Genomic DNA, 26,828 nt, shown 5'->3' on the forward strand with positions numbered 1-26,828 from the left:
GATCGCTCAGGCCGTCGGCGGTACCGGCGGGGCGTCCGCTCCGGCGACGTCCGCTCTCGGCTGGCGGAACAGAGCCGCGCCCTGCAGCAGGAGTCCCGCGACCGGGCCGACGGTCAGCGCCAGGATCGTCCGCTCGTGCAGGCCGAGGGGAAGGAGCAGCATCCCCACCGTCACGACGGCGGCGAGGATCCAGCCGCCGGCGAACGCTCCGTGCTGCGCGCGGGACAGGGTCGCGGCACCGGTCACGCAGAGCACGCCGACGAGGCCGGCGGTCGCGACGAGCAGGCCGATCGTGCCGCCCGCCAGAACGTCGGAGCGTCCGAAGAGGACCGAGAGCGCCCAGGGGCCGAGCCACCAGGCGAGGAGCGCGAGCAGTCCTGCACCGACGAGGACCAGCGCGGAGAGTCTGGCGACCCAGCCGAGGACCGCGTCGGCATGGGATCGGAACACCACCACGAGATAGCTCTGCAACGCGAGGACGACGATGACGATCGGTGCGCGGGTGAGGGTGATCGCGTACGTCAGCGAGCCGAACGCGTCCGGCGACACGGTGTCGCCCGTGGCCTGGATCATCAGCGGGAGACCGCTGACCATGACACCGGTCGCCGCGGCCGCGACGACGGTGCGCAGCACGTTCCAGCTGAGTTCCCGCGGACCGACGTCGACGGCGAACCGCCCGACGACCCCGCGGCGGATGAACAGCCAGAGGACGACCGGGGTGACGGCGAACGGCACGGCGACGCCCCAGGCGAGGACGGCGGTGTCGGTCGTGACCAGGAGCAGGCCGCCGACGAGGGCGAACCGGAGGACGCCGTCGATGACGGTCATCGCGGCCGCTGCGGCCCAGAACGACAGCCCGTACAGCACGCCCGAGACGGCTGCCACCACCAGGTAGGCGGAGACGCCGAGGATGAGCGGTGGCACGAGCGCCCAACCGTCGACGGGGAACACCGCGCCGACCCAGATCCAGGCCGAACCGGCGAGGATCGCCGCCACCCCGACCACCGCCACAAGGGTGAAGTTCCGCACCACCGGGACTCGTCGGGTCTCGCCGGGCGCCGCCCCGGATCGGTCGACCGGGTGCGTCGCGCGGGCGATCTCCTGCTGCGCGCCCGACAACGCGCTGACGAGGAGGTAGAGCGCCGACCAGAAGACCGCGAACGAGGCGTAGGCGGCGGTCCCGAGCGCCACCCCGGTGACGATCTGGAGCAGGTACCCCGCTCCCCCACCGACGGCGGTGGCCAGCAGGATCAGGACGGCGCCGTTCGGCCCGCGACGCGCGACCTCGGGAGGCACGTCCCTATTCCTGGACGTCGGCACCACGCTGGGCGGCGATCCACTCCTGCAGTGCGGCGACGCCTCGGGTGACGTCCCAGGCGGGGGCCCAGTCGAGACCCGCGAGCGAGTCCTCGATGCTGCACTCGGCGTGCCGGACGTCGCCGTCGCGGTACATGCCGTTGACCACCGGAGCCGGAGCGTCGTGGTAGGCGGCGATCGCCTGGGCCAGCTCGAGGATCGTGGTGCCGACACCGGACCCGATGTCGAACCGCGAAACGTCCGCCGAGGGCCCGGCCGTGATGACGGCTCGGAAGGACTCGGCGATGTCGTCGATGAACACGAAGTCACGGACGATCCGGCCGTCTTCGTAGACCTGGATGGTGCCGCCGTCCATCGAGAGCTGGGAGAACAGGGATACGATGCCCGTGTAGGAGTTGATGAGCGACTGGCCGGGACCGTACACGTTCTGCAGTCGCAGGACCGTCAGCTTCGCGTCGTGGGCGGCCGTCCATGCCGACAGGATGTGCTCCTGCGCGAGCTTGGTCGCTCCGTAGACGCTCGTGGGCGCCGGCATCGTCACCGCGGCACGGCTCGGCAACGGCTTCGCCGCCGGGAAGTCCCACTCGCCCCGCTCGAACTGGGCGTGCGAACGCTGTCCTGGCTCGAAGACGGTGCCGTCCTCCCGCTGCCACTGCCCCTCGCCGTAGACCGCGCGACTCGACGACAGGACGAAGTGCCCGGGGACCTGCCCGGCGCGCCCCAGGGCGTCCAGCATCTCCGTCGTGCCGACCACGTTCGCCTCGGCGTGACTCGTCGCCGCGTGGAGCGACTGCGCCGTCCCGGTCTCAGCGGCAAGGTGCACGATGACGTCGGGCCGGACGTCGGCGAGGAGCGCGTCCCACGCCGCGGCGTCCGTGACGTCGCCGACGACGAGTTCAGCCGCCTCGTGGAGGTCTGCCGGGCGCTCGGCGCTCGGGTGCACCTGCGGGTGCAGCTTGTCGATGACGACCCACCGCTCCGCGGCCGCAGCCAGCTTGTGCGAGAGCGCGCAGCCGATGAAGCCGGCGCCTCCCGTCACGAGAACGGTCCCGAGGGTTGATGCAGTCACGAAGCGGTGTCCTTAGCTGTAGGCGAGTCGACATTCGATGGTACTGGACGAGCCCGCGACGAGAGGAAGGCGATGCCTCGTCCCGGCCCGCGGTCCTTCAACGCCATCGCCCGCTTCTCCACGAGGTGCCAGCTCAACCAGGCGCACCCTGCGGTGACGACGATCGTGAGCGCGACCCACGCCCAGTAGCCGAGCAGATGCCAGCCGAGGAACGCGGTGAACTGCTGCACGAGGAAACCGTAGACGTACATGCCGTAGGAGTAGTCGTTCTTCGCGCCGATCCACTGGACGCGCTTGGGCAGCCGGGCCGCGAGCCAGAGGACGAAGTACGCGTAGGCCGGATACCCCAGGAAGAACCATCCGCCGGTGAACAGGGTGACGACCATCACGACGCCGCACGCCGCACCGATCCAGTCGTTCAGCGGAATCCTCCGCGAGTACATGGCCAGCGTCGACCCGATGAGGAAGACGAGGGTCAGGGTGACCTTGAACCGATCGGAGAAGTAGGGCAGGTACACCTGAACGCCGAGCGGGAACAGCGTGTGGGCGATCAAGAGGAGGTAGAAGACGCCTGCGAGCGCGGGTACGACCCACTTCGCCCGACGGAGTGCACCGGTGACGAGCAGGATCGCGATGAGCAGATAGCAGGACCACTCGTAGACGAGCGTCCACAGGGAACCGTTGAACACGCTCTGACCGCCCAGCGACTGCCCGTACGGTGTCGTCTGCGCGAAGATGTCGTAGATCCCGTACTGCCGCATGACCAGATCGGCGTTGAGGACGATGTAGCTGATCGGTTGCCCGCCGACGTAGGACTGGAGCGTGTTGCCGCTCAGCACCCAGACGACGGGTCCGATGACGACGGCGCCGACGATCAGGACCGTCCAGAACGCGGGGAAGATCCGCAGCGCACGACGCCACAGGAACTGCACGATGTCTGCGGACGCGCCGCTCTTGGCGATCAGGTAGCCACTGACCGCGAAGAACCCCGCGACCGCGATGCCGCCGATGGTGTCCTGACCTCGGCTGAGGTGCAGCAACGGGTCCTCACCCCAGCCCCCGGTCGGGAAGGCGTGGGAGAAGATGACGGCGGACGCGAGCACCAGGCGGATGATGCCGAGCGAGTTGCGGTGGCCGGCGAGTCCGTCGCTCAACGAGACCCGCGGGCCGCGTCGTCCGCGAGCCTGGGCCGGCTGATCGAACGGTACGTTCGTCGTCGACGTCATGCGGTCCGATCGGTCGTGCGGGAGGGTCGCCCCAGAATACCGCGCTCCTGTCGGGTTACCCGGCGTTCCACGCACGCGCCAGTAGACTGACCGGCGAACGAACGGCGGTGACGCCCCGCATTCTGATTGGACCACTTCGCGCATGGCAGCTCTCGCTCCCACAGACCGTCCGACGCGATGGGAGCGACGGCGGTGGCTCACCTTCCTCGTGGCGTTCGTCGCGATCCTCGCGCCCACGGCCCTCTGGGCACTCGCCTCGCCGATCGGTTCGATCCCAGACGAGCCGTCGCATGCGATCCGGGCCGCCGCAGTCGCTCGCGGCCAATTGGTCTCGGAGCCCTGGGACAAGAACCCGACGCTGGCCGAGGCGACGGTCCCGGAGAACATCGCCAACGCGCACGACCTCGTGTGCTTCGCCTTCGACGCCGAGAAGACCGCCGACTGCCAGGACGCCGTCCGGGACCGCGATCAGGACCTGGTCGCCACCGGGAGCTCGGCCGGCCTCAACTCGCCCGTGTTCTACGCCCTGGTGGGCTGGCCGTCCCTGTTCCTCGAGGGTGACGCGGCGTTCTACGGCATGCGTCTCGCGGGTGCAGCCCTCTGCTCGCTCGCGTTGGCGATCATGGTGATGCAGCTCACCCTGCTCGCGCGGTTCCGTTGGGCGGTCGTCGGCGGGATCGTCGCCATCACCCCGATGGTGCTGTACCTGGGCGGCTCCATCAACCCGAACGGACTCGAAGCCGCAGCGGCAGGCGGTCTCTTCGCGACCCTGCTCGCCACGTTCCGCGGCAGGCAACTCGGCCGACGGCTCTGGGAGCAGGCTGGTCTCGCCCTCCTCACGGCATCATTCCTCCTGACCGGTCGCAGCATCTCGCTCCTGTGGGTGCTCGTGATCGCCATCGTCGCGATGCTGCTCGGGAGCAGGGAGCGGACGCTCGAGCTGCTGCGGAAGCCTGCTGCGTGGGCGCTCATCGGCGGGCTGGCCGTCGTCGGGCTCCTGACCGTGCTCTGGTATGTCTTCCCGCCGGTGTACGGTGCCGAGACCGAACCCGGGAAGCCGAGCATCGTGGGCCTGGCCTTCGTCTTCGTCTTCACCCTCCTGCAGACCGTCGACTTCGTGTTCGGCATGATCGGCTTCTTCGGGTGGGTCGACACGGGTGCGCCGTCGCTGACCATCGCCGCGTGGATCGGCGCGATCCTGCTTCTGCTCGCGACCTCGGTCCTGTGGGGACGCAAGGGCACCCGCTGGGCCGTCTGGGTTCTGCTCGCCGTCACCGTCCTGGTCCCCGCGATCACGCAGATCGGCGTGTACACGCAGTACGGCTTCATCTGGCAGGGCCGGTACATGCTCGCGATCCTGGTCTGTCTACTGATCGTCGCCGGGCTCGCCCTCGACGACGCCGGGATCGGCGCTGACGCGAAGCTGTCGCGATTCGTGACGGGCGGCTACGTCCTCCTGGCGGCAGGACAGCTCCTAGCGTTCTTCATGGTGCTGCGCCGCTACATCGTCGGAGCGAACGGGAGCCTCTCGGCCATGCTCTTCGACGACGGCTGGGAACCGCCGTTCGGCTGGAACAGCCTCGTCGTGCTCTTCACGCTCGTCATGATCGTGTGGGTGCTGCTCGCGCGGCGAGTGTTCCGCGCGGCTCCGGTCGTGGAGCCATCGCACGCCGTCGAGCAGGACAGCCGCCCCCGTCTCGACGCGTGAGCCGACGTCTCCCGACGGTTGAAGCTTCGGGAACAGCCGCGGTCAGATCGCGTGCGTGCGCTGACGGTTCCGAGCGCGTCGCGACCACCCTGCGGCGGCCATGACGACTCCCCCGAGGCCCACCAGGAGGAGCCCGAGCGGTGATGCCTCGACACCGGTGTCGGGAAGGCGGGGTACACCGTCGTCCGACCCGGCATCCGGCAACGCCGCCGACGCTGGCCCGGCCTCGACCGTGAACGTGTGGGCGACCGGGCTCGAGATGCCGCCCTCCTGCTCCTCTGTCACGCTGACCTCGTGATCTCCAGGACCGACCGCGGTATCGAACCGCAATTGGAAGACCCCCTCGGCGTTCGGTGTCGCCTCGGCGGTCTGCGGGACGCCGTCCAGGACCGCGCGGATGATCGACCCCTGGGCCCCGACCCCGGCGACCTCGACGGGAGCTTCGCTCAACGGGAAGACGTACTCGTCGACGGGTGAGAGGATCCGAGGTGGGAAGTACAGCGAGAACGACAGGAACGCGGGCTCGGACGTCTCGCTTCCGACGGTCTGCGTCGCGCTGAAGTCGTACTCGTTCGACGGGAACAGGGGCGGGATGAACGGGACCGACCAGGTTCCGTCGGGCTGGACGACGGCCGTCCTCGTGCCTCCGCCGTCGAGCGCGATCGTCGCCCCCGGAACACCGGTGCCGAGAATGCCGTACAGAACGCCGGGTATGCGTTCGCCGTCGTCAGGAGAGGTGAACACGGGCGGCTGCAGCACTGCGGCCGGGGCCACCTCCTCCGATGCCACCGGCGGCACCTCGACGGCGGATCGAGACGTCGCGGACACCGGCGAGAGACCGCCCGGTGCGAGCACAGCCGCCATCGCGAGAACGAGCACGACGGCTCCGTACCGTTGCTTCCTGAGCAGCAGCGATCTGCGGGAACTCCCCATCGACATCGTCGTCCCCCCGAGTTGTCCGATGGCTGATACTAGCGTGACCCCTTGCCCGACGGGTCGAACGCTGCCGCAAGCAGGACGAGGTCCTCCTCCTGATAGCCGGCGGCCTGCGCGCCGCGCAGGTTCAGGCCGTGCACCCTGGCCGGATTGCCGTACGCCTTCGCGAAATCCGGGACATCCCGCGTGACGACCGACCCCATTCCCACCATGGCACCCCGGCCGATCTCCCGACGCTGGTGCACGAGGGTGCCGAGACCGATGTTGGCGCCGTCGCCCACGCGGACATGGCCTGCGAGACGCGCGCCCCCGGCGATGGTGACGTCGGCGCCGATCTGACAGTCGTGCGCGAGGTAGGACTGGTTCATGATGAAGGCGCGATCGCCGATGACCGTGGCCGCCTGCCATCCCTGATGGATCTGGCTGTACTCGCGGATCACCGTGTGGTCACCGATGTGGACCCCAAGCGGCTCGTCGGGGCCATCCGACCCGCTGTCCGCCATGTGCGGGAAGGCCCGGACCTCAGGGAGGGCTCCGATCACGGCGCCGGTTCCGATCCAATTTCCGTTGCCGATCGAGACAGGCCCGGTGATCACGACGAACGGGCCGATGACGTTGCCCTCCCCCATCGTGACCTCGCCGCTGATGATGGCCGTCGGGTGGAGAGTGTTCATGCCCACAGCATAGAAGGACGCGCGTCGCTCACAGCCGACGCATAGCGGGTATCGTATCCCTTTGGGGGACGTCCCCCGTGCACGTAAGAACGAGGCGACATGATTCCAATCACCACGGTCCGATTCGGCGAAGCCGAGGAGCGTCGGGTGCTCGACGTCATTCGATCCGGCGTCATCGCACAGGGACCCGTGGTCGCCGAGTTCGAAGCCCGGTTCGCCGCGCTCCACGATGCCCGACATGCGGTCGCGGTCAACAACGGGACGACGGCACTCGTCGCCGCGCTGCAGGTACTGGACCTGGAGCCCGGCGACGAAGTCATCACCTCCCCGTTCACGTTCGTCGCGACGGTCAACGCCATCCTGCAGGCGGGCGCGACCGTGCGGTTCGCCGACATCAACGACACGGACTTCGCACTCGACCCGGTCTCCGTGGCGCGCCTCGTCAACGACCGCACGCGGGTGATCATGCCGGTGCACCTGTACGGCCAGATGGCGGACATGGAGCCCATCGAGCGCCTGGCGGCTGCGCACGGGCTCCGCTTGGTCGAGGATTCGGCGCAATCGCACGGCGCACGGTACCGGGGACGAGCAGCCGGCAGCTACGGGATGGGCACGTTCTCCTTCTACGCCACCAAGAACATCACGACCGCTGAAGGCGGCATGATCACCACCGACGACGACGACATCGCCGCGCGCCTCCGCATCCTCCGCAATCAGGGGATGCGGGCGAGGTACGAATACGTCATGGCGGGCAACAACTACCGCCTCACCGACCTCCATGCGGCGCTCGCCCTCCCACAGCTGGAACGCTACTCCGAGACCGTCGCACAGCGACGTCGGAACGCGGCGGCCCTGACCGGCGGCCTCCAGAACGTGCGCGGAATCGTCACGCCCGCGACCTTCGCCGATCGCGACCATGTCTGGCACCAGTACACGATCCGGGTGACGAGCGAGTCCGCAGTCACGCGGGACGCGTTCGTCGGTGCGCTGGCCGAACGAGGTGTCGGCAGCGGCATCTACTACCCCGGCCTGATCATCGATGCCGAGGCATACCAGGGCCGGCCCGACGTCATCGCCGACGCGACCCCGGTCGCAGCTCGTGTCGCGTCGGAGGTCCTCTCCCTCCCGGTCCACACGGAGCTGTCCGAGGAGGACATCACGACGATCGTCGAAGCGGTCCGTGCCGTCGCCGGAGGTGGACGATGAGCGCCCGGAAGCGGTTCGCGGTCGTGGGTGCGGGGATGATGGGCAGCAACCACGCCAGAGTCGTGGCGCAATCCGATCTCGCCGATCTCGCCGTCCTCGTCGACCCGCGCGAGGACGTCGGTCGCCGCCTCGCCGAGCAATACGGCGCGCACTGGTCTCCCGAGCTGCCGGACCTCCAGCAGATCGACGGCGTGATCGTCGCCGCCGCCACCGAGGCCCACGAACCCCTGGCGATGCAGGTGCTGGAGAGCGGTACGCCGCTGCTGATCGAGAAGCCGATCGCCGCCGACATCGGGCAGTCACGCGACATCCTCGCCGCCGCCGATGCAGCTGACCTCCCCTTCATGTGCGGTCTGCTCGAGCGGTTCAATCCGGCGGTGCTGACGGCCCGATCGTTCATCGAGTCACCCGTCCACCTGTCGGCGACACGCCACTCGCCCTACGCACCGCGCATCCGCACCGGTGTGGCGTGGGACCTCCTCGTGCACGACGTCGACCTGTCGATCGTGCTGGCGGGCGGGCAGACCACCTCCGTGGCCTCCTCGCTCGGGTTCTTCCACGAGCGCTCCGAGCGCGGAGCGGAGGATGTGGCCGAGACGGTCCTGGGGTTCGACACCGGCGCGATCGCGCACATCTCCGCGAGCCGCATGGGCCAGAAGAAGATCCGGCAGGTCTCCGTCTACGAGCGCGAGCGGCTCATCGAGATCGACCTCCTCCGCCGGGACGTGACGGTCTACCATCACATCTCCGAGGACCTCGTCGGCGGCGCCAACCGGGGCTACCGCCAGCAGACCGTCATCGAGATCCCGGAGATGGTCACGAGCATCGAGCCCCTCACGGCACAATTCGCCCACTTCTGCCGGATCATCGACGGCGTCGAGGACGCGGCCACCGAGCGCAGGAGCCTGTTGCCCCCGCACGAGGTCATCGCCCAGGTGCTCGACAGCGCCCTGGCGCGGGCGTGACCACTCCCCGACCAGGACGGCTCCGCAAGCTGGTCTGGAACAGCGGCGTCCGATACCTCCTCGTCGGAGGCTCGGCGTTCCTCGTCGACCTCGGTCTGCTCGCGCTGTTCTACACGGTCCTCGGGTGGCCGCTCCCGGTCGCGACGGTCGTGGCCTTCCTCTTGAGTTTCGTCTACACCTACTCCATGCAGCGCGTGTTCGCGTTCGGGTCTCAAGCCCCGCAGGGCGGTGCGCTCGTGAAGTACGCCATCCTCGTCGTCTTCAACACGATCGCGACCGCCGCGATCGTGTCACTGATCGACACCACGTTCGCCGGATGGATCGGCGGCAAGGTCGTCGCGACCGTCGCGACGACGATCTGGAACTATTTCGCCTACCGGTACTGGGTGTTCGCCCATCGCCCTGACACCCCCGCCGGCCCCGCCGGCCTCCAGGAGGAGTGACCGTGTTCAACGGAGCAACCATCGCAGCCGTCGTCCCCGCCTACCGCGAGGAGAAGATGATCTCGACGGTCATCGACACGATGCCCGACTTCGTCGACCACATCGTCATCGTCGACGACTGCAGCCCGGACGACACGAGCGGCGTCGTCAGCCGCTCAGCCGATCCCCGCGTCGCCCTCATCCGCCACGAGGTCAACCAGGGTGTCGGTGGCGCCATCATCACCGGACACCGCCGCGCCATGGAACTCGGGTCGGACGTGAACGTGATCATGGCCGGCGACGCGCAGATGGACCCCGAATACCTTCCCGAGCTCTTGACGAAGGTCACGACCGACGGCTACGGCTTCGCGAAGGCGAACCGGTTCTTCTCGCCCGAGTCCTTCCACGGCATGCCCGGCTACCGTGTGTTCGGGAACATCGTCCTCTCGTTCATGACCAAACTGGCCTCCGGGTACTGGCACCTCTTCGACCCGCAGAACGGCTACACCGCGGTGCGGACCTCCGAGCTGCGTCGGGTCCCCCTCGACCACGTCTCGCGCCGGTACAGCTTCGAGAACGACTTCCTGATCCACCTCAACATCCTGCAGGTACCCGCGGTCGACGTGCCCATCCCCGCCGTCTACGGTGACGAGGTCTCGAGCATCAAGCTCAGCCGCGTCGTCCCGGAGCTCCTCAGCCTGCTCACGCAGGGGTTCTGGCGCCGCATCTGGTACCGCTACGTCCTGTGGTCCTTCTCACCGATCGCGCTGCTCCTGAGTCTCGGACTCGTGCTCTTCGTGTTCGGTCTCGCCGTCGCCATCTGGGTGTGCTTCCAGGTCGCCGCGTCGGTGGTCGCGACTGCCGCGACGGTGATGCTCGCCGCGCTCCCCCTCATGATCGGGACGCAGATGCTCATCAGTGCTCTGCAGCTGGACATCCAGGCCAGCCCGCAGACACCGACGCACCCTCCGTACGACTCGGTGTGACGGATCCTCCCCGGGTCTCAGTCAGAACCCGGGACGACCTCGAAGATGTAGAAGGTCGACGGGCCCTGGTGCACCGTCCGCATGAGCTGCACACACGGCTGCTCGATGAGGAACTCCGACAGGACGTAGCTGACGTGTTCCTGCGCGAACGAATTGCAGGAGTCGAAGGTCAGACGGATCTGATCGTCGGTCGGGTTGAACGGTGACGGCGGGCCTTCGCCGACGCCCCAGCTGACGTTGCCGAGCCGGTTCCAGGCGTTCTCGGAGGCGCGATTCGGGTCGATCATCCGCCACATCTTCGTGGGAGGGAAACTCTGCACGCCGTTGAAGGAGGTCAGGCCCGATTGCACGAGGGTGACCCCCAGCAGACCGGAGTTTCCGGCGCCGACCCAGGCCCCCGGACGCGCAGCGTCGATCTCCTTCATCGTCTTCACGAGGGTCGTACCGTTCAGGTCGTAGACACCGACGTAGACGGGATTCGCGTTCCCGCCGACGAGCAGTGACACCAGTGCGAACGCCGCCGCGCCGACCGCCACCGGACCACGCACGAACCACCAGACGGTGGCGACGGACAGGAGGACGATCCCGATCCAGAGCGTCCCGGCGGTCAGGATGTTGTCGTACCGGAGCACATACCACGCGATGGCCGCGGTCGTCGCAGCGGCGAGCCCGGTCGTCGACACCGGCACCCAGAGCGGCAGACGTCGTTCCCCGGCCCGCCGACGTTCGTCGAGTCGCACGATGAGCAGGACCGTCAACACCATGGCGATCATGCCGACAGCGAGGCGGATCCGGCTCACGGGAGAGCGGTCGAGCAAGAGGAGGTGCGCTATCGCGTCCCATCCGGGCACGAACATGAATGCCGCGATGAGGACGAGGAGGATGAGCATCGAGGCTGACGCCCAATCGAGCGGGAGCTTCCGGCGGATCTGACCGACGATGAGCCACAGGATCGGCAGAGCGAGGAACACACCGGCCAGGATGAAGGTCGATGCTTCCGAGGCGTTCATGCCGAAGGGCACCCCTTCGGCCTCGCCGAGCCAGCGTGTGAAGGGTCCGGAGAACAGGGAGAGGAGTTCTTTGGGACCGGCGACCCCGGTGCTCTGGAGCCGCTCGCCCGGATAGACCGTCGAGGTGAACCCTTGGATGGTGCCCCAACGGGTGGCGACCCAGAGTCCGAGGACACCGGCCGCCCCGGCACCGGCGACGAAGATCGGCCACAGCGACCGTAAGCGGCTTCCGATACCGGAGATCGAGGAGCTGCTCCGCGTCACGACGAACCCGATGCAGAAGGCGAGGGCGACCAGTGTCGCTGGGATGATGAACGGGACGTAGACGCCCATCCCGACCGGTACGGCGGTGTATCCGACGAGCAGCGGGAGCATGATCCTCGGGAGCAGTCGACGTGTCCGGAGAAGCCAGACGACCGCGGCCATGAGGAGGAACGCCCAGGCCACCGGCCAGAAGGTGATGGGGAGATACCACCATTGGAAGAACGGCGCGAAGAAGAAGCCGACCGACAACAGGACGGAGGTCAGCGGCCGACGCGGCAGGAGCGTGATGGCGAACAGATAGACCGCAGCGAGCATGGCGAACGCGGGGAGCCACCACCGGACGGCCATCGCGTTGTCCAGCGGGAGGACGCTGAAACCCAGCAGGTGGGGCCGGAACGCCATCGACCAGTCACCGCTCGGAAGATCGTTCTGCACGGTGGAGTCCATGCCACCGGGGAAGTTCTCGTTCACGACCGGGAGGCCCTGCTCCACTTGCGAGATCACCCACGAGGTCTGAACAGACCACTCATCGCTTCTGATGTTCCGCGGCTCACCGGCCAGGAGGTTCGGATCAGCCGCAGAGTTCACCGACTGGTTGAGGATGCCGCTCGAACTCCCAGTGATACCCGCTGCGACGAGCGCGATGAAGACGACGAGGAGCGCGACAAGCGGCACCATGAGCGTCCGTCGGTTCGGCAGCCCCTCGGTCGTGGGCTCCATAGCGTCGGCGAAGCGCCGTTGCCAGGTACTGATGACGGTCGGGGCACGCATTCTCCCCACCCTACCGGGGACGCGACCCGGCACCTGCCGGCTACGCGTTCGGGCCGACCGGGAACTGATCCGACAGTGTGTACGGCACGTCCAACCAAGCACCGACGACGCCTCCGAGCTCCGCGAACCGAGCCATCGAGGAGATACCGCGTTTGGTGCCTCCCTCGAGCAGGTAGATCGTGCCGTTCGGCGTCCGGACGAACTTACCCGCGTCGATACCCGGAGTCAGGAGAGCGCACGTGATGGGCGACAACGCCGTGAACCGGATGGGGTACAGGCTCTTCAGGGAGGGGTCGAGCTTGTGGATCGTCCCGGCGGCTGCAAGGTAGTCCTGACCGTTGCAGGTGATCCCGAAGCCGAGCGGTGCCGGGTCGACGGTGTAGGCGTCGAGGTGGGCCTGAGCGACGAACGAGGTCCCGGTGAAGCCGAGCGCCGTGGTGTAGTCGAAGCTCGAGACCGGAACGCGGTTCTGGGCACCGTCGATGAGGTACACCGTGTTCGAGCTCTCGGTGCGCACCAAGGAGCCCGGGGTCAGGACTGGTGCGCCTGAGGCCAGTTGACCGATGACCGGTGGCGGCAGCGTGATGATGGACGGGTTGGCGTTGTTCACCATCGCGACCAGTGCGTTCCACGAGGTGTACGTTCGCAGCTTCCCACCGGTCAGCAGGTAGACGGCAGATGTCGCCCCCTTGACGTTGGCCCCGTCTCCGATCGTGCCCAGCGCCGGATAGCTGTCGATGAACGACTGAGTGGCGGGAACCGTCGCGAGGGACGGACCGCCCTGCCAGGAGTACCGACCGGCCGCCGTCACGATCTGCGGCGTCGTCGTTGCGGTCGACACGACCGCACCGGTGAACGCACCGCCCGCTCCGAGCTTCGCGACGTTCCGCGGCCAGAGAGCGCTCGCCGACCGGCCAGGGAGCCCCAGGGTGGGTGCCGTACCGGCTCCGATCGTGTAGGTCTTCCCGCTCACAACGTAGTTGTACACGCCCTGCCCTCGGGAGTTCAGATAGATCGAGTCGCGTACGATCGGCGCACCGTCCGGAAGATTGGCAATGCCGTCCTCGGTGAGCACGATGATCGGCGCGGGGATCCCCGCCGCCGCCTGCGCGGTCGCATCCGAGATCTCGCGCTTCGTGCCGAGCGTGACATAGTACCGAGCCCCTGCGGTGGTCGCGAAGACCGGAGTGACCACGGCTGCGGAACTCACGAAGAGGGACGTCTGCGCATCCGTCAACTGGGTGTAGCCACCCGCATTGCACGAACCGCCGTAGTCGACGACCATCCCGCAGCTTGAGAACCCGACCTTGATCCCGGCATCGATGAAGTAGATGCCGCCACTGGCCGAGCGGATGATCCGCGTCGCGTTGCCCGCCGTCGGATAGCGGTCGAGCGTGGACCGGGAGACCGTCGCGATCCCGCCGAGGGACGAATAGGCGGCGAGCGTGGTGGTGTCGGTGATGTAGTACTTCTGGGTGTCGGTGACGACGTAGATCGCTGCGGAGTCGGCCGTCTTCATGAGGCTGGATCCGCCGGTCGTCGACCCGTACCAGTCGGTGTAGAGCCGCCAGAAGTTCCGGTTCCCGTAGGCGCCGCACGCATCGCCGGTGCCGTACAGGTTGGCGAGCGCGGAGGCGTTCGGTTGGTAGGGCGTGTAGTTGTACAAGCCGGCCGTCGCGGCGTTCTGGATGAAGACGTTGCTCGACCCGCAGGCAGCGTTCGGATTGAACCGGACCGCATTCACCCGGCCGGCGACGTGGTTCCACCGCGTCGGGTTGGCCTGGTAGTTCTTGAACTGCAGCGCCGCGGCGTAGACCTGGTTGAAGAACCCGTAGTAGTTCGTGTCGCAGTCCGCGGTGTCCGGGCATCCGTAGCCCATCGCGCTCCGGTACTGCCGAGCGGATGGCCAGTCATCGGTGATGAGGCTCTGTTCCTTCTCGAGCATGACGATGAGGACCTTCTGGCTGATCCCGCACGCCGCGCCGACCTTGGCGATGATCGTCGCGGCAGACTCGAGCGCTGATCCTGCGTAGGCCGCACAGCGTCCTGCGACGGCGGCGCGACTCGGTGTCGCCTGCCCGTAGTCCTTCAGACAGGTGTAGCCCGAACGACACGACGGGCGTGCTGAGTTGAGGAACCCCTGCACCTGCCCGGCCGTCATCGCTCCACCGTCGTAGAACAGCGCATCACTGATGATGTTGCCCGCCTGGAAGTCGCTCGCGACTGCCGCCGAAGCGGGCTGTGCGACCACCGGCGCGACGGTGAAGAGACCGGCGAGGAGCGCGATCGAAGCAAGGACAGCTGGGATCCGTAAACGCATCACGGCACCTCCACAGTGAGAGCAGACGAAGTGAGAGTGCCGGCGGCGGCCGACGTGTAGCTGAGGGTGACCGACCAGGTCCCCGACGGGAGTTGCGCGATCGGGACCGACACCGTACCGCAGCTCGTCGTGCTCGAGTCCGCGATCCCTTCGGAGGCGACGGAGACCGGTTCACCCAGACCGGTGAAGGTGAAGGTGCAGACCCCTCCGTTTTCGAGGAGCCCCTGGACGTAGCCGGCTGCGGAGACCTGCGTGCCGTCGACATCGACGCCGGCGAAGCTCATGACGGCGTCCGCCGGGTCCGGTTCAGGTGTCGCGTCACCCTTGTCCGTCGGCTCGACGCCAGGCGCGATGCTGGTCGATGAACCCGTCGGATCGGGAGTGTCGCCTCCGAACGTGCATCCGGCGAGGCCGAAGACGACGAGAATGCCCGCGGCGACCGCGGCTCCCCCTGACATCCGTGTCGGCATGCTCTTCCTCGTTCCTCGACAGCTACTACCCCCGTTCAGGGTAGCGGTACCGTCGACACCACCGCGACACCTGGGCGGTATCGGTGCGGCGACGGGCGCGACCAGGGGATCAGTCACGCAACGAGACGAGCAGCTCCTCGTAGGTGGCGCGGACGCCGTCGTCGAGGTCGACGATCGACGGCGCTCCGAATTCCTCGGTGTACCGGCTCACATCGAGCACGACGCGGTCGACGAAGGTCGGGGGCGCCGGTCGGTCCTCGATCGGAAAGTCGATGCCCGTGACCCGACGGAGCGAGTCGAAGACCTCGTTGATCGAGTAGCCCGCCCCGCTGCCGATGTTGTAGAGGTCGTGTCGGCGATCACGTCCGACGATCGCGGTGATCATGCGCACCGCGTCCTCGACGTAGATGTAGTCACGGACCATCGAGCCGTCGCCGAGCCGGACCGTGGTCTCCCCCATCGCCACCTGTCGCAACGCGATCGGGATGAGACCCTGTTTCTTGTGGGGGTGCTGCCTGGTGCCGTACGGGTTGGAGATCCGCAGGCTCGTGGAGTCGAGCCCGTGCATGGTCCGGAAGTAGTGCAGGTAGTGTTCGATCGTCAACTTGCCGATGCCGTACGGCGAAACCGGGAGCGCACGGTCGGTCTCGCCGTAGCTCTCCTTGCCCTGCGGCCCGTAGATCGCTCCACCGGTCGAGGCGAAGTAGAAGTGCCCCACACCGGCTGCGGCCGACGATTCGAGCAGTTCCACCGTTTGCGCGACGTTCGTCCGGATGTCGAGCGTCGGATCCGCCTCGGCGGTCGCGGGATTCGTCGTCGACAGGAAGTGGAAGACGTGGTCTTTGCCGCGAACCGCGGAGTCGAGGTCGGTGCGACTGAGGAACTCCCCGCGCAATAGCTCGACACCGGAGGAGCGGTAGCTCGGCTCCCCGCTGCTGAAGCGGTCGAACGCGGACACGTCGTGCCCGTCTGCGACCAGGGCGTCCACCAGGTGGGACCCGATGAAGCCGTTGGCGCCGATGACGAGTGCTTTAGCCACGCATTGCCCGTTCGAACGCCTCGACGAACTGGCGGCCGCTGTCCTGCCACGTCGTGTTCTCGAGCGACTCCGACATCGCGATGGATCGCGCGACCGCGTCGGGACGATCGACGACCTCCACGAGCCGCTTCGCGATCGCACCGGGAGCGGGCTGCACGTATTCGATAAAGGGGTTGTCCGAGACCAGACGGTTGTTCGGGGCGTCGTTGACCACCGGGGCCACGCCACTCGCCATCAATTCCAGCGGGAGGAGCGACATGTTCGAGAGCGAGAGGACCAGGCCAGCGGCGCACCGGTTGTAGATGGCGTTCAACTCGGAGATCTCGAGGCCGGAGAGGTTGTTGTACTCGAACGGGATGTCCCAGTCCGAGACGTCCCATCCGGCCATGTTGATGATGTACTCCGGCCGCTGCTTGGCGAACTCGGTCAGCGCGATGACGCCGAGCTCGAAGGCGCGGCGTGGCGTGACCGGGCGCGCGTAGAAGAAGATCTCCTTGCGCGGCTCGCGGTTCGTCACGGAGTAGTACTTCCGCTCGACGGAGAAGTCGAAGTGATCGGTCGGCATGCCGTACTCGTCATGCAGCTTCGTCGAGAGCCAGCCGCCGGCGGTGATGCCGTGGAAGCCGAACTTGTAGGTGTTCTCGGCCAGGATCGCCTCGGTCCCCGCAGCGTAGAACGAGGGTTCGAAGTCCTGGACGAAGTAGAACCGCCTCGCGTTCGAGGGATCGGTGTACGCGGGGTAAGCGGTCTCCCACCCGGTCGCGAACAGCGCGTCGTGCCCGGGGCCGACGCCGCGCTTCGGGTCGTAGTTGTGGAAACTCGCCTTGACGTCCGGGTAGGCGTGCGACTGCGTGAGCATGCGACGCATGTCGCGCACATCGACCACGACCCCGATGCTGTTGTAGAAGTGGATGCTGCAGGTGTGACCTGCCTGCTCAGCGAAGTCGATGAACCGGAAGAGGTTCTGGTGACCGCCGCTGGTGGCGCTCGGGGGCGACATGATCCACGCGATGTGCGACTTCCGGTCGGTGACGACGACGGGATCCAGCAGCTGCGGGCCGGGCTCGGTCCAGTCGACGGCGATGGCGTCGTCGATGATGACCGGCAGGTAGATCGTCTTGCCCTTGACCCGGGCGCGCAGGTTCATCTGCACTCGGCGGACGAAATGCCGTGGGCCCTCGTGCCGGAGCACATGGAGGCTGACCTTGAGGTAACGCAGGAGGGATCTCATGATTCTTTCTCTGTCACCTAGACAGGGTACGGCCAGTAGCCGGGCTGGTGCATGCGGTGCTCCCAGCGACCCCACGCGGTCGCGACCTCGTAGTGTCGGACGCGGGCGTCGCGTGTCTTCGATTCGTAGTGGTAGAGCTCGGCGTGGGGCGTCCAGAGGATGTCGTATCCCTGCTGCAACACCTTGAGGCACAGGTCGACGTCGTTGAAGGCACCCGGGAGAAGCGTGGTCATACCCCCGACCTCGAGATACACGGAGCGCCGCATCATGGCGCACGCTGCGGTGATGCCCACCACCTCGCGCTCGACCCGATAGCCGTCGGTCGGCCCGGCGGTGCCCCGTGGAAGGTTCATTCCGACGTGGATGGTGTCGCCACGCCAGTAGTGGTGACCGGCGTGCTGGATGGTGTCGTCCTCGTAGTAGAGCATGCAGCCGGACATCCCGGCGTTCGGCAATTGGGCGAGCGCGAGCATGGCCTCGAGCCAGTCAGGCGTGAGCACGCGGACGTCGTCGTTCAGGATCAGGACGTACTCACCGACGGCGTTGAGGACGCCGAGGTTGATCTTGCCCGAGAAGTTGAAGGACTCGGTCCAGGTGACGAGGTGCAGTCGGTCGCCGGCGAGCTCCGCGACGCGGTCGATGACCCCGGCATCCGCCACGTCGTCGACGACGACGACGAACTCGTAGTTCCCGTAGGTGCTCCGCTCGACGATGCTCTCGATCGCGTCGACGAGGTAACTGCGCGTCGACCCGGGGAGGTACTGACCACGCGTCGGGATGACGATCGAGATGAGCGGTTCACCCTGCACGGGGCGCACGGTGTCGTGCACCCCGTCGCGTCCGATGGAGCGGACGGTCCCGCCTCCGGTGGCGCTGAGGTGCTGCTCCAGAGCGCGGCGCGCCGGCTCGACGCTGGACTCGTCGAGGGCGCCGAGCTTGGCCTCCGCGTCGACGACGACTGCCGGGGTGGCCAGATGACGGATGGACAGCCCCGCACGAGTTGCTCGCAGCGCCAGGTCGTAGGCGGTCGCGTCGGCGAAGCCCTCGCGCGGGCCTCCCAGCCGACGGAGGGACCCGGTCCGGAAGACGACGAGGTCGCCCCAGAAGTACTGGTTCCGGAGGCGTTCCGGTGCTGGGTCCGGCTTCAGGACGTCGGAACGACCGGCCTCGGTGACGAAGCCCTCGTCCGTGTACAGGACCTCGGTTTCGGGATGGGCGATGAAGGTCTTCGCGATGTCGGCGGCGGCACCGGGCGCGAACACGAGCGGCCGGGAGACGACGGCGACCAGCGGCGTCGACACGAGATCGATCGCGGCACCGACGACCGAGGCATCGTCTGATTCGAGGGCGACGATTTCACCGGCGTCGGCCGGGAACGAATCGCGGAGTCGGGCGAGAGCGCCGTCGGGCAACCCGGCGGCCAGGATGGTCAGGGTTTCGGGCGTGACAGCTGGCACCGTCAGCTCCGGCCTCGCGACACGATCCGGAGCGGAGCGAGTACGGCACGTCCGGCCTTCCAGGTGCGCGTCGTGTGGAGGGCCGCCACCTGTTGCCGAAGCCCCTCGTTCTCGCGCTCCAAGGCCTCGAACTGCTCGCGCGTCGGGTTGTTGTAGACGGAGACCCGGGCGAGTTCGGCTTCGAGACCGAGGATGCGGTCGACGAGTTCGAGCACGCGACGCTCCTCGACGATCCGTTCAGGTGTCGGACGGTCAGCTGACATGGTGATGGGCCTCGCTCTGCGTCTGCCGGATGAACTGGTCGAGTGTAACACCGGGGCTCCGAGGGGCCCTCTGGGCGCACTCAGGAACGCCTGAGGCCGTGCACCACTCGGCGGAGCGGGGCCGTCACCCGCCAGGAGGTGCTGTCGAGCACGGCCGCACGATCGCGCTCGGCCTGTGCGACGCGGTCTTCGGTGACCGCGAGTCGAGCTTCGGCCTCGGTGACCGCCTCGGCTGCCAGGTGAAGACGGTTGCGGTAGTCGAGGTCCTCCTCGTATCGGACCGCCACTGCACGGCCGAGGTGGTGGTAGTCGGCTCGGACGCGCTCGGCGTCCGTGCGTGCAGCACGGAAGAACGCGCTCACCGACTCCGGCAGCTCGTCACCGACGCCGATGACCCCGAGTCCGTGGCCGTGCTCGAACTGGAAGCTCGTGTCGGGGAACCGCTCGACGAGTTCCGCCCACAGTCGGTGGACCCCGAAGCCGTTCTCGAACTCGAAGGTGTCGTGGAACATGACGACGCCGCGATTGGACAGCTTCGGTGCGTACGTCTCCCAATCCTCCACCGCGTCCTCGTAACCGTGCCGACCGTCGATGTGCAGGAGGTCGACCGATCCGTCCGGGATGTGGTCGGCGCTGTCGCTGAAGTAGCCACGGAGCAGAGTCGCCACCTCCGCGTACTCCTCGTCACGGATGGTCCGGACGGACTGGTACACGTCCTCGCCGTAGAAGCCCGCCTGATCGTCCCCCTCCCAACTGTCCAAGGCGGTGCAGGCGGTTCCGAGGCCGAGGCGCGTCACCGCGTCGCAGACGGTGAAGAAGGAGAAGCCGTTGTGCGTCCCGAGTTCGACATAGCTGGCGGGACGCAAGGCGTCCACGATCCAGAAGGCGAACGGCGCGTGCTCCAACCAGGCGGACTGGACGATGTGGTTCGGCATCCAGTAGGAGGCCGGGCTGATCCACGGGGACCCGATCACCGGGTCTCCGACGACGGGTCGGGTTTCGTCGGCATGGCTCATGAGGCTCCTTCTCGGGGGTGGGTCGTGCCGTCGGCGCGATGTCCAGGAAAGCTAAGGTAGATTGACGTGGTTCACGTCGTCGAATCATCTCCCGAATGCACAATCGAGGCTCAATGCAGTATCTCAGGGATCTGGCTTCCGCCAGGGAACTCCTGGCGAATCTCACCCTCCGAGACATCCGCGGGCAGTACAAGCGGACCATCTTCGGACGACTGTGGTCACTCGCCAGCCCGCTCGCCTCGATGCTCGTGTACACCTTCGTGTTCGCCTTCATCTTCCGCGTCCAGCCGAGCCCCGGCGACCCCAGCGGGGTCAACGTCTTCGCCATCTGGCTCCTGTGCGGACTGCTGCCGTGGACCTTCTTCTCCACGGCCCTGAGCACGAGTATGGGTTCGATCGTCGGTGGCGCAGGGCTCATCACGAAGGTCTACTTCCCGCGGATGGTGCTCCCGATCTCGTCGGTGCTGACGGTCGGGTACAACTGGCTGTTCGAGATGGCCGTCCTGACCATCGCACTCCTCATCGTCGGATCGTTCGTCCTCCCCTGGCTTCCCCTCGTCGTCCTGATGATGGCGCTGCTCGCTGTGTTCGCCACCGGCGTGGGTCTCATCCTCGCCGTGGCGAACGTCTACTTCCGGGACACGCAATACCTGTTGGGCATCGTGCTGCAGATTTGGATGTACCTGACGCCGATCGTGTACCCGTCCACCCTGGTCAGCGATGCGTCGAAGAACGTCGGAGGGCTGTTCGGAACACCGATCACCGTCTGGGACATCTACGAGCTGAACCCGATGCTGCACTTCGTCGACGTGTTCAGGAACCTCATGTACGACAACCGTTTCCCCGACCCTGCCGACGTCCTCGCATGCGTGGCCTGGGCCGTCGTCGCCCTCTTGGTCGGCATGTGGGTGTTCGCACGGAAAGAGAAGAGACTGGCGGAGATCCTATGACCGACATCGCAGTCCACGTCGACGACGTGAGCAAGAAGTTCCGCCTGTACCACGAGCGGAACCAGAGCCTGAAGTCGGCGATCATGCGTCGCAAGATCTCCGTGCACGAGGACTTCTGGGCCCTCCGCGACATCAGCTTCGACGTCCCGACCGGCTCGACGTTCGGGCTCATCGGCAGCAACGGTTCGGGCAAGTCGACCCTGTTGAAGTGCCTGGCCAAGATCCTCTACCCGGAGACCGGCACCATCACCGCCAACGGCAAGGTCGCCGCGCTCCTCGAGGTGGGTTCCGGGTTCCACCCGGAACTCTCCGGACGCGAGAACGTCTTCCTGAACGGTTCCATCCTCGGCATGAGCCGCAAGGAGATCCAGGGCAAGTTCGACGAGATCGTCTCCTTCTCGGGTGTCGAGCAGTTCATCGACCAGCCCGTCAAGAACTACTCCTCGGGCATGTACGTGCGTCTGGGGTTCGCAGTCGCGATCAACGTCGACCCGGACATCCTGGTCGTCGACGAGGTCCTGGCCGTCGGCGACGCGGAGTTCCAGCAGAAGTGCTTCCAGAAGTTCGAGGATTTCAAGGCTGCGGGCAAGACGGTGATCCTGGTGAGCCACTCCATGGGTTCCGTGAAGTCCATGTGCGACCACGCCGCCTGGATCAACAAGGGGAACCTCGAACTCGTCGGCGAGGCGGATTCCGTGATCGCGGCGTACGAACAGTCCTACCCCCACCAGCCGTAGGCGGCCAGGCAGCACAGATGCCCCTCGGGTACGCTACGGGTGTCCCCCGAAGAAAGGACCCCGATGTCGACGGCAACCGACCATCGCCCGTCCGGAGCTGACTCCGACACCCTCGCCCACGTGATTCTCCAGCTCAGAGACGAGTTGATCGCCCAGGCCGGCCATGCGGCCGCGCTACAAGCCGCTCTGGATCGCGAGCGCGAGACCCGGATCGCGGGTGAGGCGAGCGCCGCGCTGGAACTCGAGCAACTCCGCCGCCGTCATGCGGAGGATCTCGCGGCCGTCGAGGCAGCCCGTGTCCAGGCGTTGTCCGATCTCAGCCATCAGTTCACCGGATCCGCCACCTGGGGTGTGGGTAAGGCGCTGCTGGCGCCGGCCCGGCTCGTCAAGCGATTGGGCAATCGCACCTGATGACCGAGGCCCACGCAGACGTCCGTCCGTTGATCTCCTTCATCGTCGTCGAGGGCGTCGCCGACCCCGACGCGCTCGATGCGACGCTCGGATCCCTCGCCGCGCAGCTCTCGAGCGATTGGGAGGTACTCGTCGTCGGCGCCGCAGAGCACCGCTCGTCGGACGACCCCCGCGTCCGCTCACTGCGGACCGAGCCGGGCGCCTCCGCGATCGCATCGATGAACCTCGCTCTGCGGACCGCGACCGGGTCGTTCGTGACGCTCGTCCGACCGGGCGACTCACTCCGTGACGACGCCGTCGTGCGGATCGCCGCGGCCCTCGCGTCCTGCCCGGACGCCGACTTCCTGTATTCCGACGAACACGTCCGGGTCGGCGACGACACGACCACCACCGAGTTCACGAAGCCGGAGTGGTCTCCTGAGCGTCTGCTCGGTCAGCCCTACGCCCTCCGTCTCGCGGTCGTCTCCCGCTCCCTCGCCGACCGTATCGGCGACTTCGAGGAGCGCTTCGAACAAGCGGCACCTCAGGACTTCGTGCTCCGCGCGACCGAGCAGGCCCAGCGGGTCGTCCACGTTCCACACGCCCTGTACCGCGTGGCCGGTGGTGGACGGACCCTCTCCGACACCACCGATCCGGTCGGCTGGGAGTTCGGTCGACAGGCCGTGCAGGCGGCACTGGATCGCCGCGGTATCGCGGCCTCCGCCGTGCTCGGTCCCCTACCGGGCACGTTCGGGGTGCATCGACACCCCGGCGACCCCCGCCACGTCAGTATCGTGATCCCGACCCGGGGCACGTCTGGCACGGTCTTCGGATCGGAACGCGTGTTCGTGCTGGAAGCCGTGCGGTCGGTGCTGGCTGCGCCGACGATCCACCACTTCGAAGTCGTCATCGTGCACGACCTCGACACGCCGGCGCCGGTGCTCGACGCACTCGTCGGTCTCTCGCCCGATGCCGTCCGGCTCGTGCCCTTCGACGGACCGTTCAACTTCAGCCGGAAGTGCAACGTCGGTTTCCTGGCGGCGCACGGCGAGATCGTCGTCTTCCTCAACGACGACACCGAGCTCATCACCCCAGACGCGATCGACCGCCTGATCGCACCGCTGCGCGAACCCGACGTCGGCATGACGGGCGCGAAACTCCGATACGAGGACGACTCACTGCAGCATGCAGGGCACCGGTACAACGACAACGAGTTCACCCACGCCTTCCTCGGCGCGACCGACGATGATCGTGGGTTCGGGGCCCTCCAGGTGAACCGTGAGGTCTCCGGTCTCACAGCCGCCTGCGTCGCCCTCCGGAGTGAGGTCTTCGAGGAGGTGGGCGGATTCTTCGAGGGTCTGCCGATCAACTTCAACGACGTCGACCTGTCGCTCAAGCTCCGTTCCGTGGGCTACCGTCTGCTCTGGCTTGCAGGCGTCGAGTTCTCGCACTTCGAGTCGAAGTCCCGGGCACCCGAGTTCTCACGGAACGAGGTCGAGATCCTGCTGGCGCGCTGGGTGGCTTTCGGTCGCGACCCCTACACGCCGGTCGTCTGACCGCCCACCCTCGGCTCCGCGTCGTTCTCGACCCCGACGTCGCCCGGCCGACGGGCTCGACGGACGACGCGTACGCCGATCCACCAGAGCAGCAGCAGGCCGATCGTCGCGAGAGAGATCGCCGCGCCTGCGGCGAGGCCTGGGGCACGATAGACCAGTTCAACGTCGTGGTCACCCGGCGGGACGGCGATCGCAGCGCCCGCGTGTTCAGCATCGAGCAACGGCACGGACGTCCCGTCGATCGTCGCGCTCCATCCTGGACGGCGGAGTGAATCGTCGAAGACGACCCAGCCGGCCTCGATCCCGGACGTCTCGACCCGGATGTCCCCCGTGACCCCGGTGTCTTCGACCCGGGTGACGGCCGATTCTGCGGGGACGGCGTCATCGTCCATAGCAGGCTCCGCAGTCCCTGGCGGGAGATCGGACGGGTGTTCGAGCACCACGGTCGAACCGGGGAGGTCCGGGTCCGCGAGCATCGACACCCGCCGCTCCGGGTCCGTCTCGACGACCGCGTTCGACGCCCATCGGACACGCTGCAGCGCACGGGCTCGCTCCAGGATGGTCGCATCGCCCGTGTGCACGACGTTCAGGTCGTCGTCGGCCGGAGCGGTCGTCGACATCGCCGGGACCGTCGGGTCGCCACCGGCCGCGAGGAGCGAGGACCGGCCGCGATCGATGGAGAAGACCGCGTACCACGCCCTGCCCGCGGCGATCTCGTCACCGTCGACGGCGATGTTCTGAGAGCCACTCAGCATCGGCTGCCAGGTCGAGGTCGTCGTGATCGACTCACCCGAGGTTGCATCGACGATATCGGTCGTGAGCTCGACGTCGTCGACCGGCGCGGCCGAGCCGTCGAACTGGACCGTCACGGCACGCACGGGGCCCGTCCTGACTCCGGAACGGATGGGCGCCGATCCATCGAACTCGAGGCTTCCGCCGCCGGCGAGTTCCTCGGTGACGACGCCGGGAACGGCGACTCCTGGCCCGAGGAGGGCGAACCGGACCCCGAGCCGGTCGAGGACTGACGAACGCAGTGAGGAGCCCAGCTGCGCCGACGGCAGGGTCGAGTAGGTGGGCGTGAGCAGCATGTCGGGGTCGATCTCGGTGAGAAGGTCCTTCCACTGGGAGGTCTGGTAAGCGTGACCGTCCACCGAGCGGAGCCCGTACATCGCGTTCGTGCCCGGGAAGCCCGCCTGATCGACGCTGACGTAGCGTTCATCGCCGAGGTGGTCCGCCAGGTAGTCGAGCGCCGGGGTCGCCGGGTACACGGTCGTCGTCGGCGAAATCGGCCACCAGGTGTCGGCGAGCGTGAGCGCCGGCGCAGCGACGAGCACCGGGACGACGACGAGTGCCGACAGCCGCAGTGGCCTCAGCCGGCCGAACCGGGCGACGAGCGCGATGATGACCGCGACCGAGCCGATCCACGCGGCGGTGACGGAGGCGTCTCGGATATAGCTGCGGTACTCGCTCGGCACGAGCGCCATCGCGTCGCGGAGGACGAAGACGCCGCCCACGATGATCGCGAGGACCACCACAGTGGCCGACGTCCGACGGGCCCACCTGGTGCGTCGGGACTCGACCGGAGTCGTCGGGTCGACGCGCGAGGTCGATGCGGTCGACGCCCCGTCGAGCAACCGCCCGCCGACGGCGGCGAACCCGAGCGCCGCCGCCACGGCCGCGAAGAACCCGAACATCACGCGCAGGCGCCCGATCGGGTTGTTCGAGAAGATCGGCAGGTGTTGGGCGGCAGCGAGGACGGGGCCGCCGATGTAGATCAGGACACCGCACAGAGCGAGCCCGCCGACGAAGTACCACAGGACGGGGCGCCGCCCGCCACGCCCCGGAACCAGAAGGATCGCTGCGAGGACGAGCAGGGCCGCCACGACACCGACGTACGAGAGGCGTTCGATGGGCGATCCGTCGCCCCAGGTGGCGCCGGTCGCTTCGAACCCGACGAACTGCGCCACGACGGCCGAGGCCAGGTCAGTCACCTGCAGATGATCGGCCGGCGTCTGCTCTCGGACCGAGAAGTCGAGGACGCTCGACGCGTTGATCGCGAAGGGGACGAGGGTGACGGCGGCGAGCAGACCGCCGAGGACGACCCCCGTCGCGCTCACGAGCGCCGCGCGGAGCAGTCCCCGCAGTCTGCGGTCGGCTACCAGCGAGCGCACGATGACGTACGTGCCGCCCGCGTAGAGCGCATACCCGACAACCGCCGGGAACCCTCCGAGGAACATCGCCGCAAGCGTGGCACCGACCGGCACCGCGTCTCGGAGCCGCCTGGCCACTGCGGCGCGGTCCAGGGCCCAGAACAGCAGCGGGATGAACGCCGCCACGCGCGTCTGCGGCCAGTTCGTCCAGGCGATCATGAAACCCGAACTCACGAAGACGAGGCTGCCGATCGCCCAGGCGGCGTTCGGAGCACCGAGCCGGCGGAGCAGCAGCGACATCCCGAGCGTCGAGACGGCGATCTCGATCAGCTTCGTCACGCCCGGTGCGTACTCCAACGGCACCACCCACCAGGCGATCGAGATCGGCGAGTAGACACCGGAGTTGGGCAGCGCGCCGAGCTCCGTGCCGCCGCCGACCCAGGGATTCCACGCCGCGAACACCCCATCCTTCGCTGCCTGCACGATCGACCAGGCCTGCGGGGTGACGGTGTCGACCGTGTCGCCGATCATGCCGTTGGTCACGGCGAGGGAGTGACCGAACGCGGAGGTCCAGGGTGGGAGGACGCGGAGGACGTCGGTTCCGAGGAAGGTCCCACTCCCGATCAGTGGACCACCGATCGACAGGAGGGTGAAGACGACGAGCGCGCCCCAGGCCACGATGGACACGGTCACAC

Annotated in this window: 23 protein-coding genes; 9 read left to right on the forward strand and 14 right to left on the reverse strand. The window is 67.5% G+C overall.

Features of this window, described 5'->3' with window-relative positions; translation table 11 throughout:
• Nucleotides 1-6 precede the first annotated feature (6 nt).
• Genes IFU30_RS19235 through IFU30_RS19245 form a run of 3 tightly spaced genes read right to left on the reverse strand, consistent with a single transcriptional unit; the run spans nucleotide 7 to nucleotide 3,612 of the window.
• Nucleotides 7-1,296, reverse strand: a complete 1,290-nt coding sequence (locus IFU30_RS19235) for a hypothetical protein (protein WP_192006783.1) — start codon at nucleotides 1,294-1,296, stop codon at nucleotides 7-9.
• Between the two features lie 4 nt (nucleotides 1,297-1,300).
• The gene (locus tag IFU30_RS19240; protein WP_192006784.1) at nucleotides 1,301-2,386 is read right to left on the reverse strand and encodes an NAD-dependent epimerase/dehydratase family protein; all 1,086 of its coding nucleotides are present in this window, start codon (nucleotides 2,384-2,386) and stop codon (nucleotides 1,301-1,303) included.
• Nucleotides 2,383-3,612 carry an acyltransferase family protein gene (locus IFU30_RS19245; RefSeq protein ID WP_192006785.1) on the reverse strand — a complete coding sequence of 410 codons (1,230 nt, stop codon included), beginning with the start codon at nucleotides 3,610-3,612 and terminating at the stop codon, nucleotides 2,383-2,385. The genes IFU30_RS19240 and IFU30_RS19245 overlap by 4 nt, the downstream gene beginning before the upstream one ends.
• A gap of 142 nt (nucleotides 3,613-3,754) precedes the next feature.
• On the opposite strand from IFU30_RS19245, the gene IFU30_RS19250 reads away from it, so the two are divergent.
• Nucleotides 3,755-5,320, forward strand: coding sequence for a DUF2142 domain-containing protein (locus IFU30_RS19250; protein ID WP_192006786.1), 1,566 nt, complete (start codon nucleotides 3,755-3,757; stop codon nucleotides 5,318-5,320).
• A 42-nt stretch (nucleotides 5,321-5,362) separates the two neighbouring features.
• On the opposite strand, the gene IFU30_RS19255 is transcribed toward IFU30_RS19250, so the two are convergent.
• Both IFU30_RS19255 and IFU30_RS19260 read right to left on the reverse strand, forming a co-directional pair.
• Nucleotides 5,363-6,199: an LPXTG cell wall anchor domain-containing protein gene (locus tag IFU30_RS19255; protein ID WP_192006787.1), complete on the reverse strand. Its 837-nt coding sequence runs from the start codon at nucleotides 6,197-6,199 to the stop codon at nucleotides 5,363-5,365.
• Between the two features lie 92 nt (nucleotides 6,200-6,291).
• Entirely contained in the window at nucleotides 6,292-6,930 is a 639-nt protein-coding gene (locus IFU30_RS19260) for an acyl-ACP--UDP-N- acetylglucosamine O-acyltransferase (protein WP_192006788.1), read from the reverse strand.
• Nucleotides 6,931-7,029: 99 nt separating this feature from the next.
• Between IFU30_RS19260 and IFU30_RS19265 the strand changes: the two genes are divergently transcribed.
• Genes IFU30_RS19265 through IFU30_RS19280 form a run of 4 tightly spaced genes read left to right on the forward strand, consistent with a single transcriptional unit; the run spans nucleotide 7,030 to nucleotide 10,509 of the window.
• Complete coding sequence (locus tag IFU30_RS19265; protein WP_192006789.1) at nucleotides 7,030-8,136, forward strand: DegT/DnrJ/EryC1/StrS family aminotransferase; 1,107 nt, start codon at nucleotides 7,030-7,032, stop codon at nucleotides 8,134-8,136.
• Nucleotides 8,133-9,101, forward strand: coding sequence for a Gfo/Idh/MocA family protein (locus IFU30_RS19270; protein WP_192006790.1), 969 nt, complete (start codon nucleotides 8,133-8,135; stop codon nucleotides 9,099-9,101). The genes IFU30_RS19265 and IFU30_RS19270 overlap by 4 nt, the downstream gene beginning before the upstream one ends.
• Nucleotides 9,098-9,544: a GtrA family protein gene (locus IFU30_RS19275; protein WP_192006791.1), complete on the forward strand. Its 447-nt coding sequence runs from the start codon at nucleotides 9,098-9,100 to the stop codon at nucleotides 9,542-9,544. The genes IFU30_RS19270 and IFU30_RS19275 overlap by 4 nt, the downstream gene beginning before the upstream one ends.
• 2 nt (nucleotides 9,545-9,546) lie before the next feature.
• On the forward strand, nucleotides 9,547-10,509 hold the full coding sequence (locus tag IFU30_RS19280) for a glycosyltransferase (RefSeq protein WP_192006792.1): 963 nt from the start codon (nucleotides 9,547-9,549) through the stop codon (nucleotides 10,507-10,509).
• A 17-nt stretch (nucleotides 10,510-10,526) separates the two neighbouring features.
• Here the strand turns inward: IFU30_RS19280 and IFU30_RS19285 are convergent, their stop codons facing one another.
• The 8 genes from IFU30_RS19285 to IFU30_RS19320 form a co-directional block, all read right to left on the reverse strand.
• Nucleotides 10,527-12,554, reverse strand: coding sequence for a DUF7657 domain-containing protein (locus IFU30_RS19285; RefSeq protein WP_192006793.1), 2,028 nt, complete (start codon nucleotides 12,552-12,554; stop codon nucleotides 10,527-10,529).
• A gap of 40 nt (nucleotides 12,555-12,594) precedes the next feature.
• Entirely contained in the window at nucleotides 12,595-14,874 is a 2,280-nt protein-coding gene (locus IFU30_RS19290) for a hypothetical protein (protein WP_192006794.1), read from the reverse strand.
• Nucleotides 14,874-15,344, reverse strand: coding sequence for a hypothetical protein (locus IFU30_RS19295; protein ID WP_192006795.1), 471 nt, complete (start codon nucleotides 15,342-15,344; stop codon nucleotides 14,874-14,876). Before IFU30_RS19295 ends, IFU30_RS19290 begins: the two co-directional genes overlap by 1 nt.
• A gap of 109 nt (nucleotides 15,345-15,453) precedes the next feature.
• Nucleotides 15,454-16,383, reverse strand: coding sequence for an NAD-dependent epimerase/dehydratase family protein (locus IFU30_RS19300; protein WP_192006796.1), 930 nt, complete (start codon nucleotides 16,381-16,383; stop codon nucleotides 15,454-15,456).
• Nucleotides 16,376-17,614, reverse strand: coding sequence for a glycosyltransferase (locus IFU30_RS19305; protein WP_175117702.1), 1,239 nt, complete (start codon nucleotides 17,612-17,614; stop codon nucleotides 16,376-16,378). The genes IFU30_RS19300 and IFU30_RS19305 overlap by 8 nt, the downstream gene beginning before the upstream one ends.
• A gap of 17 nt (nucleotides 17,615-17,631) precedes the next feature.
• Nucleotides 17,632-19,071, reverse strand: a complete 1,440-nt coding sequence (locus IFU30_RS19310) for a glycosyltransferase (RefSeq protein ID WP_192006797.1) — start codon at nucleotides 19,069-19,071, stop codon at nucleotides 17,632-17,634.
• Between the two features lie 2 nt (nucleotides 19,072-19,073).
• Nucleotides 19,074-19,334: a hypothetical protein gene (locus IFU30_RS19315; RefSeq protein ID WP_175117700.1), complete on the reverse strand. Its 261-nt coding sequence runs from the start codon at nucleotides 19,332-19,334 to the stop codon at nucleotides 19,074-19,076.
• A gap of 80 nt (nucleotides 19,335-19,414) precedes the next feature.
• Complete coding sequence (locus IFU30_RS19320; RefSeq protein ID WP_249404930.1) at nucleotides 19,415-20,350, reverse strand: class I SAM-dependent methyltransferase; 936 nt, start codon at nucleotides 20,348-20,350, stop codon at nucleotides 19,415-19,417.
• Nucleotides 20,351-20,463: 113 nt separating this feature from the next.
• Here IFU30_RS19320 and IFU30_RS19325 point away from each other — a divergent pair, with 113 nt between their 5' ends.
• The 4 genes from IFU30_RS19325 to IFU30_RS19340 all read left to right on the forward strand — a co-directional run bounded on the left by IFU30_RS19325 (nucleotide 20,464) and on the right by IFU30_RS19340 (nucleotide 23,983).
• Entirely contained in the window at nucleotides 20,464-21,300 is an 837-nt protein-coding gene (locus IFU30_RS19325; RefSeq protein WP_192006798.1) for an ABC transporter permease, read from the forward strand.
• Nucleotides 21,297-22,037: an ABC transporter ATP-binding protein gene (locus IFU30_RS19330; protein WP_175117697.1), complete on the forward strand. Its 741-nt coding sequence runs from the start codon at nucleotides 21,297-21,299 to the stop codon at nucleotides 22,035-22,037. The genes IFU30_RS19325 and IFU30_RS19330 overlap by 4 nt, the downstream gene beginning before the upstream one ends.
• A gap of 63 nt (nucleotides 22,038-22,100) precedes the next feature.
• Nucleotides 22,101-22,448, forward strand: coding sequence for a hypothetical protein (locus tag IFU30_RS19335; RefSeq protein ID WP_192006799.1), 348 nt, complete (start codon nucleotides 22,101-22,103; stop codon nucleotides 22,446-22,448).
• Entirely contained in the window at nucleotides 22,448-23,983 is a 1,536-nt protein-coding gene (locus IFU30_RS19340) for a glycosyltransferase family 2 protein (RefSeq protein WP_192006800.1), read from the forward strand. Before IFU30_RS19335 ends, IFU30_RS19340 begins: the two co-directional genes overlap by 1 nt.
• Here the strand turns inward: IFU30_RS19340 and IFU30_RS19345 are convergent.
• Nucleotides 23,965-26,826, reverse strand: a complete 2,862-nt coding sequence (locus IFU30_RS19345) for a hypothetical protein (RefSeq protein WP_192006801.1) — start codon at nucleotides 26,824-26,826, stop codon at nucleotides 23,965-23,967. The genes IFU30_RS19340 and IFU30_RS19345 overlap by 19 nt on opposite strands.
• Between the last annotated feature and the right edge of the window lie 2 nt (nucleotides 26,827-26,828).

The sequence above is a fragment of the Plantibacter sp. CFBP 8798 genome (assembly GCF_014841195.1).
In the GTDB taxonomy this organism is placed as follows: domain Bacteria; phylum Actinomycetota; class Actinomycetes; order Actinomycetales; family Microbacteriaceae; genus Plantibacter; species Plantibacter auratus.